Origin of the sequence: Allochromatium warmingii (assembly GCF_900107145.1) — a bacterium.
In the GTDB taxonomy this organism is placed as follows: domain Bacteria; phylum Pseudomonadota; class Gammaproteobacteria; order Chromatiales; family Chromatiaceae; genus Thermochromatium; species Thermochromatium warmingii.
This window is the reverse complement of sequence record NZ_FNOW01000026.1, coordinates 28,059-44,455: the sequence shown is the minus strand read 5'-3', so window position 1 is coordinate 44,455 and position 16,397 is coordinate 28,059. Positions and strand designations below refer to the sequence as shown.

At 57.3% G+C, this 16,397-nt stretch carries 15 protein-coding genes and 1 pseudogene; 4 read left to right on the top strand and 12 right to left on the bottom strand.

What is annotated here, in order from left to right; genetic code table 11:
- Positions 1–16 precede the first annotated feature (16 nt).
- From BLW10_RS09115 to BLW10_RS09095, 6 genes and pseudogenes are all read right to left on the bottom strand, one after another.
- Complete coding sequence (locus tag BLW10_RS09115; protein ID WP_091334104.1) at positions 17–478, bottom strand: Uma2 family endonuclease; 462 nt, start codon at positions 476–478, stop codon at positions 17–19.
- Positions 466–1,002 (bottom strand): molybdopterin-guanine dinucleotide biosynthesis protein B, encoded by a 537-nt coding sequence (gene mobB / locus BLW10_RS14285; RefSeq protein WP_245709297.1) that lies wholly within the window; start codon positions 1,000–1,002, stop codon positions 466–468. Before mobB ends, BLW10_RS09115 begins: the two co-directional genes overlap by 13 nt.
- Positions 997–1,848, bottom strand: a pseudogene (locus BLW10_RS09110) (prephenate dehydrogenase); the annotation flags it as partial. The pseudogene BLW10_RS09110 and the gene mobB, both read right to left, overlap by 6 nt.
- A gap of 2 nt (positions 1,849–1,850) precedes the next feature.
- Positions 1,851–2,960 (bottom strand): histidinol-phosphate transaminase, encoded by a 1,110-nt coding sequence (gene hisC, locus BLW10_RS09105; protein WP_091334102.1) that lies wholly within the window; start codon positions 2,958–2,960, stop codon positions 1,851–1,853.
- 51 nt (positions 2,961–3,011) lie between these two features.
- Positions 3,012–4,115 carry a prephenate dehydratase gene (pheA, locus tag BLW10_RS09100; protein ID WP_091334110.1) on the bottom strand — a complete coding sequence of 368 codons (1,104 nt, stop codon included), beginning with the start codon at positions 4,113–4,115 and terminating at the stop codon, positions 3,012–3,014.
- A 43-nt stretch (positions 4,116–4,158) separates the two neighbouring features.
- Entirely contained in the window at positions 4,159–5,328 is a 1,170-nt protein-coding gene (locus BLW10_RS09095) for a phosphoglycerate dehydrogenase (RefSeq protein ID WP_091334101.1), read from the bottom strand.
- Positions 5,329–5,605: 277 nt separating this feature from the next.
- Here BLW10_RS09095 and BLW10_RS09090 point away from each other — a divergent pair, with 277 nt between their 5' ends.
- A complete protein-coding gene (locus tag BLW10_RS09090) occupies positions 5,606–6,160 on the top strand; it encodes a Spy/CpxP family protein refolding chaperone (RefSeq protein ID WP_091334099.1) in 555 nt (184 codons plus the stop codon).
- 190 nt (positions 6,161–6,350) lie between these two features.
- Here BLW10_RS09090 and pssA read toward each other — a convergent pair whose 3' ends face one another.
- Positions 6,351–7,097, bottom strand: coding sequence for a CDP-diacylglycerol--serine O-phosphatidyltransferase (gene pssA / locus BLW10_RS09085; RefSeq protein ID WP_091334098.1), 747 nt, complete (start codon positions 7,095–7,097; stop codon positions 6,351–6,353).
- A 107-nt stretch (positions 7,098–7,204) separates the two neighbouring features.
- On the opposite strand from pssA, the gene hoxE reads away from it, so the two are divergent.
- Together hoxE and BLW10_RS09075 are read left to right on the top strand one after the other, a co-directional pair.
- Positions 7,205–7,717 (top strand): bidirectional hydrogenase complex protein HoxE, encoded by a 513-nt coding sequence (gene hoxE, locus BLW10_RS09080; protein WP_091334096.1) that lies wholly within the window; start codon positions 7,205–7,207, stop codon positions 7,715–7,717.
- 8 nt (positions 7,718–7,725) lie between these two features.
- Positions 7,726–8,847 (top strand): glycosyltransferase, encoded by a 1,122-nt coding sequence (locus tag BLW10_RS09075; protein ID WP_091334094.1) that lies wholly within the window; start codon positions 7,726–7,728, stop codon positions 8,845–8,847.
- On the opposite strand, the gene BLW10_RS09070 is transcribed toward BLW10_RS09075, so the two are convergent.
- The 3 genes from BLW10_RS09070 to BLW10_RS09060 are packed head-to-tail and all read right to left on the bottom strand — an operon-like array spanning position 8,813 to position 10,746.
- Positions 8,813–10,126 carry a capsular polysaccharide export protein, LipB/KpsS family gene (locus BLW10_RS09070; RefSeq protein WP_091334092.1) on the bottom strand — a complete coding sequence of 438 codons (1,314 nt, stop codon included), beginning with the start codon at positions 10,124–10,126 and terminating at the stop codon, positions 8,813–8,815. The genes BLW10_RS09075 and BLW10_RS09070 overlap by 35 nt on opposite strands.
- 31 nt (positions 10,127–10,157) lie before the next feature.
- Positions 10,158–10,439: a helix-turn-helix domain-containing protein gene (locus BLW10_RS09065; protein ID WP_091334089.1), complete on the bottom strand. Its 282-nt coding sequence runs from the start codon at positions 10,437–10,439 to the stop codon at positions 10,158–10,160.
- Positions 10,429–10,746: a type II toxin-antitoxin system RelE/ParE family toxin gene (locus tag BLW10_RS09060; RefSeq protein WP_091334087.1), complete on the bottom strand. Its 318-nt coding sequence runs from the start codon at positions 10,744–10,746 to the stop codon at positions 10,429–10,431. The genes BLW10_RS09065 and BLW10_RS09060 overlap by 11 nt, the downstream gene beginning before the upstream one ends.
- A gap of 177 nt (positions 10,747–10,923) precedes the next feature.
- On the opposite strand from BLW10_RS09060, the gene BLW10_RS09055 reads away from it, so the two are divergent.
- Positions 10,924–12,171: an O-antigen ligase family protein gene (locus tag BLW10_RS09055; protein ID WP_091334085.1), complete on the top strand. Its 1,248-nt coding sequence runs from the start codon at positions 10,924–10,926 to the stop codon at positions 12,169–12,171.
- 140 nt (positions 12,172–12,311) lie between these two features.
- On the opposite strand, the gene BLW10_RS09050 is transcribed toward BLW10_RS09055, so the two are convergent.
- Together BLW10_RS09050 and BLW10_RS09045 are read right to left on the bottom strand one after the other, a co-directional pair.
- On the bottom strand, positions 12,312–13,301 hold the full coding sequence (locus tag BLW10_RS09050; RefSeq protein ID WP_091334083.1) for a response regulator: 990 nt from the start codon (positions 13,299–13,301) through the stop codon (positions 12,312–12,314).
- 3 nt (positions 13,302–13,304) lie between these two features.
- Entirely contained in the window at positions 13,305–16,391 is a 3,087-nt protein-coding gene (locus BLW10_RS09045) for a response regulator (RefSeq protein ID WP_091334081.1), read from the bottom strand.
- Positions 16,392–16,397 lie beyond the last annotated feature (6 nt).

Here is a 16,397-nt window from a genome sequence, read left to right as displayed (position 1 = left end):
CGCAATCTCGAATCACCTAGACCCACAGTGATTCAAGCTCTAGCGTCAATTCAATAAAGGGCGGTGCTTGCACGCGCTCTACGCCGCTGGCCTGAAGCACCGCACGCCACGCGCCAGCTTCCAGCGCATAGACCTCTAGCGAGTGTTCGAGCGGATCGACCAACCAGACATGCGCGACACCATAGTGCGGCATCCGCTCGCGTCGCCAACCAGCGAGATCGGGAACGGCAACCACTTGATCGCGCACGAAATGCACCTCGGGTTCGACCAGAATCCACCAACCGCCGGGGCCATCCTCGCCATCATCGTAGCCACGCCCAATAGTGCGGTCGAGACGCACCGCCGCCCGACCGTGCGGCCCAGTCGGGCGCGGTTGGGTGTGAAGCTGTCCGGCGAGCAGTTCGCCCGTCAGCCCGTCGGGGAGCGCGGCGAGCTGTTCGTAGAGTGTTAAGGAATCGGCAGCAGCTAACGCGGACATCTGGTTATAAATTCCATCAACCCATCCAAATCCGCCAACGAAAATACCGGCGGATGCGGCATAACCGGCGGCGGATCGTCAGTGACGAGCGCGATGATTTCAGGATCGTTCGGATATAAGGGCGGCTGACCCAATGCTGCACGATAGACCTCAATTTTGCGATAGTGCGCGTGCTTAAATCCCTCAACCAGCACCAAATCGAGCCGCTCGCGCTCGAACCGTGCCAGCATGGATTCCAGATCGGGATCTGTGCCTTTTTGCGTGTTCTCGACCTGCAACGCCCAACGCTCACGCGAGGCTAACAGCGTTTGCGCCGCACCCGCTGCCCGCAGTTCATAGCTATCTTTGCCGGGGCGATCCAGATCAAAACGATGATGCGCGTGCTTGAGATACCCGACGCGCTGCCCGCGTGCGTGCAATGCGGCAACTAAGCGCCGCAGCAGCGTCGTTTTGCCGCTGCCGCTCGGGGCGACAAATCCCACCACCGGAAGCTGCGCGGGTGCCGACGAGCGCGGCGGCGCGATTGAACGGTCGCGGGCGGCACGGGCGCGGGCAAAGATTTCATGCAATTGCTCGCCATCAGCGCGGCGGATGCTCTCGGCAAGATCGGTCATTTCGATGCTAAATCGCGCCAGCATCGCACTGAGCGCCTCGCGGTTCGCCAGACAGATGTCGCGCCACATCACCGGATTGCTGGAAGCAATGCGCGTAAAATCGCGGAAACCACCGGCGGCATAGCGGAAAATCTCATCATTTTCGCGCATCCGCGCCAGCGCATCGACCAACCCAAACGCCAGCATGTGCGGCAGATGACTGGTCGCAGCCAACACCTCATCATGATGCGCAACTGACATTTCCGTCACCTCGGCCCCGCACGCCTGCCACATCGCCGTTACCCGCGCCAGCGCATCGGGATCGGTCTCGGGCAATGGGGTCAGAATCACGCGGCGTTCGCGGTAGAGTTCAGCAAAGGACGCCTCAACGCCACTGTGTTCGGTGCCCGCAATCGGATGTCCGGGCACCAGACGCGGCGGCACGGCACCGAACACCGCTCGCGCATCTTCGATGACGCTGCATTTGACACTGCCCCCATCGGTGATGATCGCTTCGGGGTCTAAACTGTCACGCATCGCCGCCAACGCCCCGCGCATCGCGCCGAGCGGCACGGCTAAAAACACCAGATCCGCCCCGCGCACCGCCTCAGCCGGATCGTGGGTGATGTGATCGACCACGCCGAGCGCCCGAGCGCGTTCAAGATTCGCCAGCGAGCGCCCACAGCCGACAATCTCGCCGACTGCGCCCGCTGCCCGCAGTGCGCGTGCCAGCGAACCGCCGATCAGTCCGACCCCAATGATTGCCAGACGCTCGATCCTCACGCCAGCACATCCTCAAAAGCAGCGATAAAGCGGGCGTTCTCCGATTCCAGCCCAATGCTGATGCGCAAATGATTCGGCATCCCATAATTAGCCAGCGGGCGCACGATGACACCGCGTTTGAGCAGCGCATCATTGAGTGGCGCAGCCGGTCGGCCACAATCGACGGTCACGAAATTGCCGACCGACGGAATGTAGCTCAGGCCGAGTCGGGCAAAAGCGGTCGTCAATTGCTTCATGCCGGCTTGATTCAGCTCGACCGAGGCCCGCACATGCTCGCGGTCGTTGATCGCCGCCGTCGCTGCTACCTGCCCCAATGCGTTGACATTAAACGGCTGGCGCACACGGTTGAGCAGATCGGCGATACGTGGATCACTGAGCGCATAGCCGATGCGCAATGCTGCCAATCCGTGTGCTTTAGAGAAGGTGCGGGTGACGATCAGATTGGGGAATGTCTCAACCCAGTGTGTTGCATTGGGAAATTCCGGATCGGCAACATATTCGGTATAGGCTTCATCGACGACGACGATGCAGCGTTTTGGCAGCGAGCCGATGAACGATTTGAGCGGCCCGGCGGCTAACCAGGTGCCGGTCGGATTGTTCGGATTGGCGATCCATACTACGCGGGTGGCATCAGTGACCAGCGCGGCCATTGCGGTTAAATCGTGTCCAAAGTCACAGGCTTGCGCCATTCGCGCTCTAGCTCCAACCGATTGAATCGCCAGCGGATACACAGCAAACGCATGTTCCGAAAACACGGATTCGGTCTCGGGTTGCAAAAACACCCGCGCAATCAGATCGAGGACATCATTGGAGCCGTTGCCCAGCGTCACGGCGGCTGGTGACAGACCGTGATAATCAGCCAGCGTGCGGCGCAGCTCAAATCCGGCCCCATCGGGATAGCGGCCTAACTCAGACAACAACGCCGTCATGGCCTCGCGTGCGCGTAGCCCTGGCCCTAATGGATTTTCGTTTGAGGCCAGCTTGACCGAATCACGAATGCCGAGTTCGCGTTCCAGTTCCGAGACAGGCTTGCCGGGGACATAGGGCGTGAGTCCGGCAATCCAGGGTGCAGCGAGCGAAATAAACGGGTTTTCAGCTTGACTCATCAGCGAAATATCCAAATTTTCAAAAAGATGTTCGAGCGCAAAACTGCGCTTTTAGAGCACCGCAACCGGATACGACCCCAGCACTTTCAACAACAGCGCCTCCTGTTCAAGCGTCTGCAAAGCGTCGCTGACGGTCGGATCCTGACGATGACCGAGAATATCGACAAAAAACACATAATCCCAGATGCCGCGCCGCGACGGGCGCGACTCAATGCGCGTCATGCTCAGACCATGCGCCGCGAGCGGTGCGAGCAGCCGATGTAGCCCACCGGCCTGATTTTTACACGCAAGCAAGAGACTGGTTTTATCTTGACCGCTTGGCGGCGCATCCTGCTTGCCGATGACCAGAAAGCGCGTGGTGTTGCTCGGCTCGTCCTCGATGCACTCGGCGAGCACGTTGAGCTGATAAATCTCCGCCGCTTGCAAACCGGCGACGGCTGCCGCGTCGGGATCGGACACCACCAGCCGCGCCGCTTCTGCATTGCTGCTCACTGGCAAGCGTTCGGCGGTGGGGAGATGGCGGTCGAGCCATTCGCGGCATTGCGCCAGCGATTGCTGATGCGAATACACCCGCCGAATGCTGGCCAGATCGGGCGCGGTGCTCAAGAGCTGCTGATGCACGCGCAAACAGACCTCGCCGATAATCCGCAGCGGCGAGCTGATAAATGAATCGAGCGTATGGCTGACCACGCCTTCGGTTGAGTTCTCGACCGGCACCACGCCAAAATCACAGGCACCGGATTCGACTTCACGAAAAATCTCATCAATCGCCCCGAGGGCGTGAGTGATGACCGAATGCCCAAAATGCTTGATCGCGGCGGCCTGGGTAAAGGTACCGGCTGGCCCCAAAAAGGCGGCGGTGAGGGGCCGTTCGAGCGCCAAACACGCTGACATGATCTCGCGGAACAGCCGCGCCACCTCTTCATCATCGAGCGGCCCGCGATTGGCCGCTTTGATGCGCCGTAGAACGGCAACCTCGCGTTCGGGGCGGTAAAACTGCACGGCACCGCCCTGAGCACCAGTCTTAATGTGGGCGACCTGCTGGGCGCAGCGGGCACGCTCGCTAATCAACTGCAAGATTTCGAGATCAATGGCGTCGATGCGGTCGCGCACCGCTGCCAGTGCCTGTTGCTCTGAGTTGCCGTGCTCGCTCATGGCTTTTTTGCTCTCCTCATCGCTCACCTGCTCGCACCTGCACTCAACCACCGAGACAGCGCACCGAGAGCACGCCATCAATCGCCCGTAACCGCGCCAGCGTCGCTTCGGGGCACGGCTGATCGACATCAACTAAGGTCACGGCGACATCGCCCCGCGAGCGGTTGAGCATGTCGATGATATTCAGCCCAGCGGCGGCCAGATCGGTCGAAATCTGCCCGAGCATATTGGGCACATTGCTGTTGACAATCGCCAACCGCTGACCTTCGGTGCGCGGCAACTGGATGTCAGGGAAATTGACCGAATTGCTGATATTGCCATCTTCCAGATAATCGCGGATTTGATCGGCGACCATGATCGCGCAGTTATCCTCGGCCTCGCGGGTCGAAGCGCCCAGATGCGGCAGGGTGACAATGCGCGGATGATCTTTGAGGCGATTACTGGGGAAATCGCAGCAATAAGCGTAGAGTTGACCGGAATCGAGCGCGGCAATCACTGCTTCATCATCGAGAATACCTTGACGCGAAAAATTCAGCAGTATCGCGCCTTTGGGCAGAATGCGGATGCGCTCGGCGTTAATCATGTGGCGCGTTTGCTCAGTGAGCGGCACATGAAAGGTTACAAAATCCGCGCGCGTGAGCAGATCGTCGATGCTCAGGGCTTGCTTCACATCGCTGGCTAATTGCCACGCCCGCTGCACCGTGATCGTCGGGTCATAGCCGATGACGTGCATTCCGAGGGCGCGGGCGGCATTGGCGACCTTGACGCCGATTGCGCCCAGCCCGACGACGCCGAGCGTGCGTCCGGGTAGCTCAAATCCAGCGAAGCGTTTTTTACCGGCTTCAACCGCTTCATTGATCGCGGCATCATCGCCCTGCAAATCGCGGGAGAATTGCCAAGCTTGAGCGATATTACGCGCTGACAGTAGCATTCCAGCGAGCACCAATTCTTTGACCGCATTGGCATTGGCACCCGGGGCATTAAAGACCGCGACGCCGCGCTTGGTCATCTCGGCGACTGGCACATTATTAGTCCCAGCTCCGGCGCGTCCGATAGCTTGGACGGATTCGGGAATATCCATGTCGTGCATTTTGGCCGAGCGCACCAAGATCGCATCAGGATGGGCGATCTCGGAGGCGATTTCATAGCGATCACGCGGCAGCCGTTCCAAGCCGACCACAGAAATATTATTGAGCGTCTGGATTTTGAACATACGGGGTTGTGTCAAGCTCTGAATGGTGAGTGGGGGGAGCAGCGACCAGCAAACAGCAAACAGCGATACTAGCAGCAACTGCCAGCGGCTTGCAGTCCGCCCGCGCCAGCAGGTTCACGATCTTTGCCCATTCGCTGCACGGCAGATGCCCAATCTGTCAGTAAGCTGTCTGTCATCGGAGCCGCACCGCTCCTCACTTGGGTCAGCCGCTGTCAAGTCTCAGGCATGGCCCCATTATCAACCTGTTTGATTCCATCAACACCCAGAGGTCTACAGCATGAACCGTTCACTGATGCAGATGCGTCGTCCGGCTACTCAGGCGGCATTTGGTTTGATTCTCAGCGCCGCGCTGTTGAGCGTCGCACCGGCACACGCCTGTCCGAATGGCCCGGACGGACACGGCCCGCGCATGGATGTTGGCGCACAGGTCGAAACCATGACCAAGCAATTGAATTTAACCGAAGCGCAACAGCAGCAAGTTCGCGCTGTGCTGGAGAAAACCCGCGAAGCGCAGATGCAGTTGCGCCAGCAAAATCGCGTCCAGATCGACGCGATTCTGACCGATGAGCAAAAGGCCAAGCGCACCGAGCGACAGGCGAAAGCGGTCAATCGTCAGGTTGAGCGGATGACCGACCGGCTGGATTTGAGCAGCGAGCAAGCCGATCAGCTCAGAGCGTTATTCACCGAACAGCGCCAAACGCACGCGCTATCACCGGCACAGATGCACGAGAAGTTATCCGCTATTTTGAGTGCCGAGCAACTAGCGGAATTTGAACAAGGGCGCGGTAATGGCCAGCGCGGTGGCTCCGGGCACGCGGGCTGTAATTATTAAGGCGATTTTTAATCAATCAACCTAAATGATCCGGTTCATCCTGTCTATCATTCTTAACTGAATTTTTAGACAGGATGAACAAGATTTAACAGGATTGACAGGATTGATTAAATTATTATTTTAATTCTGTTAATCCTGTTAATCCTGAATCATCCTGTTAATCCTGTCTAATTTCTAATAATTGCTGTAATTATTCGCGCTGACGGCGTTCGCGGTTATGTCTGAGCCGGAGCAGTGTCCACAGCGGCCCAGAAATCGCGTAGGTCAACGCCATTAAAAACAGAACCAGCGGCGGATGAATATAGATCACGGCAAAGCCGAGCATCACCGCCACCGCTAATAAAAACGGCACGCGCCCCTGTAAATTGATCTGCTTAAAGCTGAAATAGCGGAAATTGCTCACCATCAGCAATCCCGCACCTGCGGTTAAAAACGCCGCCAGCCATGATACATCCTGCCCGGCAATGCCGAAATCATGCGCCGTCCAAATGCCCATCGCAATAATCGCAGCGGCGGGCGGACTGGCTAATCCTTGAAAATAGCGTTTATCGGCAATTCCGACTTGGGTATTAAATCGCGCCAAGCGTAGCGCAGCGGCGGCGGTGAAGATAAATGCCGCCAGCCAGCCGACCTTCCCTAATTCCCCCAGCGCCCAATGATAGGCCACTAGCGCCGGTGCCACGCCAAACGCGACCATATCCGACAAACTATCGTATTCGGCACCAAAGGCGCTTTGCGTATTGGTTAAACGGGCGATGCGTCCATCAAAACCGTCGAGCAGTTGCGCCGATAAAATGGCAATCGCTGCCGCTTCAAATCGCCCCTGGGTCGCGGCAAGCACGGCATAAAAACCGGCAAAGAGTGCAGCGGTCGTAAACAAATTGGGCAGCAAATAAATGCCGCGTCGGGTTTTGCGTGGAGCCGGAGTTTCGTCCATAGTATTCGGTATCGGTTAGCGAAGAGCGCGTGACGCGACATCATAGCAAGCCAGTCAGCCAGCCGCTGTCGTCCCCGCCGCTCAGAATATGGGTTTTTTATACGCTTATGACACAGCCGCCCGCCAGACCGCCCCTGCCCAGCGATGACAAACGCTGGAAGCTCGTCAATGCCACCATGCGCCGTCACGGTTATGCCGGTCATGCGCTGATTGAGACGTTACATAGCGTGCAAAATGCGTTCGGGTATCTCGACGATATCGCACTGCGCTTTGTGGCCGCTTCGCTCGACTTGCCGGTGAGCAAGGTGTTCGGCGTGGCGACCTTCTACCATATTTTTCAGCTCAAGCCGAAGGGTGCGCATCGCTGTGTGATTTGTACCGGTACCGCCTGTTATATCAAGGGCGCGAATAGCTTGATCGCCGGATTGCAGGCGCAATACGGCATCAATCCTGGCGAGACCACCGCCGATGATCGGCTGTCGCTGCTGACAGCACGCTGTGTCGGCGCGTGCGGCTTGGCACCAGCCGTTGTGGTCGATGGTGAGGTGTTGGGTAAGCAGACGGTGACCACGCTTGCGACCTATCTCGACACGCTTGGCACCGCGCCGCAATCGGCCTAGCGCCCGCCATGTCTGCCCCGCGCATCGCCGCGTTGTTTTCCACTTCCGGTCATAGCGGCGTGGATCGCTTGGCGCGGCAGTTGTTGCCGACGCTGGTACGGCGCGGCTATGCCGTCGATCTGCTCAAAGTGCGGGCGCATGGGCCGCATCTCGAACAGGTCGCCGACGCCCCGCGCATCATTGATCTCGGTACCGCGCACACGCTGTTGAGCCTACCGGCGGTGGTGCGCTATCTGCGCCGCGAGCGGCCAGCGGTGTTATTAGCCGATAAAGATCGCGTTAATCGGCTGGCGCTCGCCGCCCGCGCATTAGCCGGCACGCCAACGCGCCTGATTCTGCGTTCGGGGATCACCATTTCGGTTGATCTGGCAGCACGCGGTGCGCTCGAACGCTGGGTGCAGCGGCAGTCGATGGGCAAGCTCTATCGGTTTGCGGATGGCGTGCTGGTGCCGAGTGTCGGGGCCGCTGATGACATGGCGACGTATACCGGATTGGCGCGTGCGCATATCCACGCTCTCCCGCCGCCGGTGGTGCCTGCGGCCTTGTTCGACACCCCCCAACCGCGTCCCGATCATCCCTGGTTTGCGCCCGCTGCACCGCCGCTGATTCTCAGTGTTGGCGAGCTGAGTGCGCGGAAAGATTTTGCCACCCTGATTCAGGCCTTTGCCCAGCTTCGCGCCCAGCAACCGGCGCGGCTGATGATTCTCGGCGATGGGCGACAGCGTGAAGCCTTGCTGACGCTGGCAGCCGAGTTGGGCGTTGCCGAGGATGTCGCGTTGCCCGGCTTTGTGCCGCAGCCCTATGCGTATATGGCGCACGCGGCGCTGTTCGCGTTCGCCTCGCGCTGGGAAGGCTTGGGATTTGTGCTAATTGAGGCACTCGCAGTCGGCACGCCGGTCGTCTCGACCGACTGTCCGAGCGGGCCGCGTGAGATTTTAGATCGTGGGCGCTTTGGCCCCTTAGTTCCGGTCGGCGATGCGGCAGCATTAGCCGCAGCGATGCGGGCTACGCTCGCCAATCCAGTGCCGCGACCGCTGCTCCAGCAAGCAGCGCGACGCTTTGAGATCGAAACCGCGACCGACGCTTATCTGGCGATTATGGGCTTGCCGCCGACGCCAAGCGGTCGCTGATCGCGTCGGCGAATTGCTGCACCGATGACGGCGAAAAATCACGCCAATGCGCCCGCACCAAGCCCTCAAAATAGAGAAAATGCAGATAACGGGCGATAAATTCGCTATCGGGCGGCGTATTGAGCGCATGCTGAAGTTGCGTCAACAGCGCCTCACGCTGCCGCACTGGATGCACCAGCCGTTCATGCACATAAAGATTATCACCGAGCGTGACCACTGGTTTGCCGAAGATCAACGCCTCGATACCGACCGTCGAATTGATCGTCACCACCGCCTCAGCGCGTTGCACCAGCGTGCGCACATCGCCGCCACCGATCCACACCACTGCGGGCAGTTCGGCAGCAATAGGGTCATAGTCGGTTTTATTGAGATCCGCCGGATGCAGCTTGACAACCAAGCGGCGCGGTGGATCCAACGCCTGCACCGCCTGCGCCAGATCACGAATCGCCAGATCGAGTCGCGCCCCATAGAGCGGCGAATGCAGTTGTAATTGACTGTCTTGACGTACCTGAAGCGGAAAAAACACGAATCGCTCCGGTAATGCGGGGATCTGGCGCGGAATGCGGCGATTCAGCCGCACTGACGGGGAACGCGCCCGCCAATCGCGCCCCGCTTGAATCAGATAAGCCAGCGGCGAGGCCCGCACCCAACCGCCCGCCGGCGGACACTGTGGCGGCGGCTGACCAGCGCGATAGGCGGTCAGCACCGTATCCAATTCGTGCTGATGCGCGGGGCTAATCGGGCGCGTGGCAATAGCGTCGGCGTGTTCGGCCAGCCGCTGCGTGAGGCTGGATCGCGCATTGACGCCGAGCGCATCGAGCTGCAAGGTATTGGGCAGATAGCCATTTTCGGCAAACAGCACCGGCACATTCTGTGCTCGCGCTAACTGGGTGGCACTGGCGGCGGCCAGCCCAGAGCCGTTCCAGCACACCACGCCGGCTGGCTGAAGATCGGCAAAGAGTGCGGCCAGATCGCGGGCTAAATGCTGAAAAACGGGAGCATCGCCCGCGACCAGCGCCCGATCCGACGGCTGGCGCAACTGCGCCTCCAATGCGGCGCGATCCAGATGCGGAAGCGCGGCGGCGTGCGACGGCGTGCGCCATTCATGGCGGGCGGGATAGCATTCGCCGTGCAAACGCCGCAAGATACTGCGGCTTTTAACACGCGGTGCAAAAAAAACGGCGCGATAAGCTGGCGCTAAACCAGCGCCGACCGCCGCAAAGTATTGCGCTAGATTCGGGCCGGGGTCGATAAAAACGATGGCAGGGGCTGGGTTCATCGGTGTTAATTTTTCTAATCCTGCGCAAACATTAGATTAATTCACGCAAGGCTTCGGGATGATATTCAGCAACCTTAAACAAAGTCTGCGCCGCTTTACTCGGGCGGCGGCGTCCTTGTTCCCATTCTTGCAGGGTACGCACCGAGACACCAAGCAATTGGGCAAATTGCGCTTGCGATAAACCAGTTTTATGGCGTGCTTGTGCAGCGGATGAATACACAACAGTTCCCTGACCGGCTTTTAATTGGCGAATTGAGGCTAATAATTTTTCGCCAATTTCTTCGCCGGTGATAGTATCAGTGTTAGTGGACATCAATCAATTCCTCACGAATTGCTTTCAATATATGCGCTGGGATCGAACCGCGTTCTGTTTTGGCATAGATCACCAACAAATAAATCAGGCCATTCTCAAGCCGATTGTAATAAATTACCCGTGTTCCACCACGTTTTCCCATACCAGAACGTATCCAACGAACCTTGCGGCATCCGCCGGTATTTGGGATAACATCACCTGCCAGCGGATGAGCCGCCAGCCACGCACAAAAAGCACCGCGCTCAGCCTCAGACCAGATTAAGCGGGCATCTTCAGTAAACAGCGGTGTTTCGATAATTGTATACACAGCAATACTGTACGGCTAAGACGGATAAAAAGCAACTGGTCAGATACAGCTATTTGATCCGTTTCGCGCATGTTTTCTGGTCACAACGCTCCAGCTTCGTGACCACCTAATCAAATTAACTCAGATCAAATTTTATTTGATTCTGACAGACACCATTCTTCCAGACATCACCGAATCATGCATACTGTTTTTGATTTTTCTGGTTTAACGCGCCGCTTAACAGCGTTGCAACATTCTCCGCGCTGGCCAGCCATATTGATTGGACTATTTTTATTGCTCTTTGCCGTTCACGAAAGCTATCGCTTTGTGCTGGCAGTGCTGGCAGTCATCGGCTTGGTGCTCTGGATACGCAATCGCCAGCAGGCTTGGTCAAGCGGATTTAAATGGTATCTGGCGCTGTTTCTCTGTCTCTGGATTCCGATGCTGATTTCAGCCGTCGATGCCGAATCAGTGCGCTCAACCTTATCTGTCAGCCTGCGGTATTTGATTTATCTGCTGGCCGGTTATTTCATTATTGAGCGGCTGCCGCTGCGCTCACGGGCCGATACTATTCTTGCGGTTGTCTTAGCAATTTTGCTCTTCTGGATGGCAGATGGGATACTGCAACTGATAACCGGAGAAAATCTATTTGGCCGCAAAAGTTTTGAAGGCAATCGTTTAACTGGAATGCTCCCCGGCGTAAAACTCGGAATTGTTTTAGCAATTTTTTCGCCGGTGTTTTTTTATGGGCTGCATCGCTTTAATCGTGTGATCCCAGGGCTGTGGCTGATGCTGATTCCCTATTTTATTGTGATTTTGTATGGCGGAAGTCGCGTTTCTTGGATGCTCTTGGCGCTCGGTGTTGTGCTCTATTGGCTGGCATTGGGAGCGCAAACTCTGTGGTTTGATCGGCGGCGGGTGCTGATTCTGCTATCGCTGATTATGGTTGTCAGTCTCGGCAGTTTGCTGCAATCGGATTGGTTGCGCGACCGCGTAACCCAACTCTCTGGTTTGCTGTCGAATGATTATACGGCGTTTAATGTTGCCGTCAGTGATCGGCTGCCACATTGGTTAGGTGCGGCGCGGATGTTTGAGCAGAATCAAATCAATGGCATCGGTGCCAATGGCTTTGCTGATGCGTATTCACACTATTCGGGCGGTGATCCAATTCATCGCAGTCAGCCGCATTTATTCGTGCTTGAAGTCGCGGCTGAAACCGGCATTATTGGCTTAAGTGGCTATGCAATATTTTGCGTGCTGCTCTTAATGTTAATATGGCGCTTAAAACGTCAAGGTCAAGATGCGGTGCTGCCCTGGGCACTGACGCTATTTTTAGCTGCTTTTCCGTTGAGTGCCTCATTATCACTCTATGCGCATTTTATATCAGCGTTGATTTGGTATCTGGCGATGGTAGTCTGTGCGCTGCTTGTTGAGCGGCAAGGTTAGCTAAAATTGAAATAACATTTAGACAGGATTAACAGGATGTTTCAGGATGAACAGGATTTTTTTAGTTTTGAGCAGTACACACTGCATCGTGTTAATCTTGAAACATCCTGTTAATCCTGTCTAAAAATTTTAACGATGCTTTATGCACCCTCGCGCCGTTCCCATTCTGCTTTAATTTCCAAAATACGCGGTAAAATTTCGATAAAACACGTCATTAAACGCGGCTCGAATTGCTCACCGCTTGATACCTGCATGGTTGCCAACGTCTGTTCAATCGGCCACGCTTCTTTATAGGGGCGCTTCATCGTCAGTGCATCGAATACATCGGCAATGGCTACAATTCGCGCTGATTCGGGAATCGCTTCACCACTTAAGCCGTGCGGATAACCGCCGCCATTCCAATGCTCATGATGACAGAGCGCAATTTCAGCGGCGAGTTGAAAAATCGGCGCATCACTGCTGACTAAAATGTCATGCCCAAGCTGACTATGGGTGCGCATGATCGTCCATTCATCGGCATCTAATTTACCGGGCTTGCGCAAAATTGCATCAGGAATGCCAATCTTGCCAGTGTCGTGCATGGGTGCGGCTAATTCCAGCAATTCACAGCGCGACGCTGACCAACCAATCGCTTCAGCCAGTGCGCGTGCATACGCAGCCATGCGCCAAACGTGCATTCCGGTATCACTGTCATTGTAATGACCAGCTTTCGCCAGCATTGCCAGCGCATCACGATAGCTTTTATCAAGCTGTTTGGCTTGCACCAGTGATAAATGTGCCCGCACCCGTGCCCGCACAATGCCGGCACTCACTGGTTTGACTAAATAATCAACACAGCCGACCTCAAATCCGAGTTCTTCATCATCAAGTTCGGAGAGTGCGGTCACAAAAATCACCGGAATCGCTTCAGTCTGCGGATCGGCTTTGAGTGCGCGACAGACGCTATAGCCATCTAGCCCCGGCATTTCAATATCGAGCAGAATTAAATTCGGATGATGACGGCGGGCTAATTCCAGCGCATCCGCCCCATGCCGTGCAAATAACAGCGCATAATGCGGTTCGAGAATCTGGCGGAGCACAGCGAGATTCGCTGGCTCATCATCAACAATCAGTAAGCGAGCGGGCAACATGATTTACTCCGATTGTGAAAGCGCAAGATCCTGAATTAACGTCTGCATCAGTCCCTCAGCGGCGCGAAAATCAAAATCGCTCAAATAACCCTGGAGCGTCCGCAAACGGTTGTCGGCAATGGTGGCATGTAACTGCTCAATCAATGTTTCCGCTTGGCGTAAGTGCTGCTGTTGAATAGCGGCCAGCAGGCGGCTGTGTAAGGCAGCGATGGCGTCTGGCGTCAGCGGCTCGGCACGCGGCACTGTATGTACCGTGTCCGCCCAAGCGCGGATGCCGTAACAGACGCTGGCAATCGCTTCGCCCAATCCTTGCAAACGCGCCGGATCAATGGGGTCACCGCGCCGCACATCCTGTTCCAGATGACGCGCCAGAGCCGCGACCTGTGGCAGTGCCAGCGTTGTGGCCACCCCCGTGAGTTTATGCGCCAGCGCCGCCGCTGTAGCATGAGCGCCGCTATCGAGCGCAGCAGCAATCGCGGGCGCGTCATCGGCGTGACTGTCACGAAATTTGGCCAAATAGCCCTGATACACCTTCGGATCGCCCCAGCGTTCCAGCGCCGTGGCGGTGTCGATCCCGTACTCGCTGAGTGCATCGAGCGCCGGCGGTGCGGCGCTCGGCGGCAGTGCCCGAACAGTGGCGGCGGGCGGCGCGGCCGGGTCACACTTGACCCAACGTTCGATGCACTGCACCAAATGCGCCACTTCAAATGGCTTGGCGATAAAATCATTCATCCCTGCCGCCTGTGCCGCGTCCTGCATGGTACGGAATGCGCCAGCGGTGAGCGCGATGATCGGTAGCATCTCCCAGCGCGGGTCTTGGCGAATCAGGCGCGTGGCCGCATAGCCGTCGAGACGCGGCATCTGCACATCCATCAAAATAATGTCAGCACTGGTCGGATGCGTTGCCAGCCAAGCCAATGCTGCTTCGCCATCATCGGCGAGACTGACTTGAGCGCCGTGCTTGACCAAAATGCCCTGCGCAACCTCTTGATTGATCTCGCTGTCATCGACAACCAGCACATGCACGCCGGCCAGCGATTGCTGACGCGGTGTAGAGACCGGCGGTGACGGACGCCGATTAAACCGCTGCACCAGCGCATTGTAGAGCGCCGAGGGCGTCACTGGCTTATCAAGCAAGCCATCGAGATATTCAAAGCCAGGCTGACTGAGTAACTGCGGTCGATCCAGCGGACTGGCCATCAGCAACAGCAGCGGCAGCTTGGTGATGCCCCAAGCAATCAAATCGGAGCGCAGCGCCCACGCACTGCTGAGGCCATCTTCATCCGGCATCCGCCAATCAAACAGCACGGCATCATAAGACAGGATAGTATCAATGCGTTCCAGCAGCAGGGCGCGGGCCGCTGCACCGGAGTCAACCCAATCGACCTGCCAGCCAAACGCTTGCGCGGTGTGTTTGAGTGCCGCGCCCGCAGTCACGCAGTCATCAGCGACCAACAGCCGCAAGCCAATCCGCTCCCCAGGCAGCGGGTGGGCTTCGGGATCGCGGGGCAAAACCAGCGTAAACAAAAAGGTACTGCCCAAGCCGTGCGCACTCTCGACGCGCAGGTCACTGCCCATCAGTTGCACCAGTTGGGCGCTGATTGCTAATCCTAGCCCGGTGCCCCCAAAACGGCGGTTGATGCTGGTGTCGGCCTGACTGAAGGCGGCGAAGATTTCGCGCTGTTGCGCCGGATCAATGCCGATGCCGGTATCACGCACGGCAAATTGCAAGGTCACGCTGTCGGCGTTCTGTGCCAGACAGGTGATACGCAATTCCACCTCGCCGCAATCGGTGAATTTGATCGCGTTGCCGAGCAGATTGATGAGCACTTGGCGCAGGCGGGCGCTGTCGCCAATCAGATATTCGATTCCGTGTTCGGGCGGGTTGAGGATGAGTTCGAGCGGTTTGTTGCCCACAGCGGCATTCATAATGCCCGCCAGCGAATCGAGCAGTTCCGAGAGTCGAAAGGGCGAGGCTTCAATCTGGAGATGCCCGGCTTCGATCTTAGAAAAGTCGAGAATATCGTTAATCAGCGTTAGCAGTGAGGCACCGGCATTGTGAATCTTGCCCACCAGCTCACGCACATCCGGTTCCAGCGGATGTTGTTCGACCAAATAACAAAATCCCAACACGGCATGTAATGGCGTGCGAATCTCATGGCTCATATTGGCCAAAAATGCACTTTTCGCACGGTTGGCCGCTTCAGCCCGTTCCGCCAGCGCCCGCGCTTCCGCCGTTGCGGTGAGCAATTGATATTCGAGTTCGCGCCGCTGGGTAATATCGACCGAGATATTGGCGGTGGCAATCACCCGCCCGGCGCTGTCATGGATCGGATATTTTTTGGTCAGATAACAAAGATGTTGCCCATCACGGGTTAAGACTGGCTCTTCGCGCACCAGACTCGCACCCGGCGGCAGGCGCTGGGCTTCGAGTTCATCCTGCATGTACGAGCGCACCGGCTCAACGTCGGGCGACATGCCAAAAATCTCAGCATCGGTTTTGCCGATGAGTTCAGCTTCTGACGCATAACCGGCGGCTTTGGCAAAGCTGGGATTGGTCGCAATCACGCGCCGATCCAGATCTTTAATCACCATGATCGCATCACTGTGACGCACCACAGCGGAGAGCGCGGCCATTTGGCATTCCGCCTCGCGCTGGGCGGTGATGTCTAAGGTGACCCCAGTGATGCGCTGTGCCGTGCCCTGACAGTCGCGGATTAAGCGTCCGAGTGAGTGCAGCCAGTGAATGCTGCCATCAGGCCAGATGACGCGATACACATTGTCAAACTCACAGCCGTCAGTCAGCGTGCGTTGCGCTAAGGTCATGCCGTATTCGCGGTCATCGGGATGCACGCACTGCTGCACAGCGTCAATCGTGCCGCCGAAGTCCTCTGGTTTGAGTCCGAACAAGCGGGCGTGCGCACCGGCCCAAACCACGCGCCCGCTGGCCAGCTCCCAATCCCAGACCCCCATTTGTGCCGCGTGCAACGCCAGTTCAAGTTGTTCCTGACTGGCGCGTAAGGCATTGTTTTGTTGCTTGAGCAACGTCAGCGCCTCAGGGCTTGCGTCCTCTGGAAGGGAGATCGCCATTGTTCA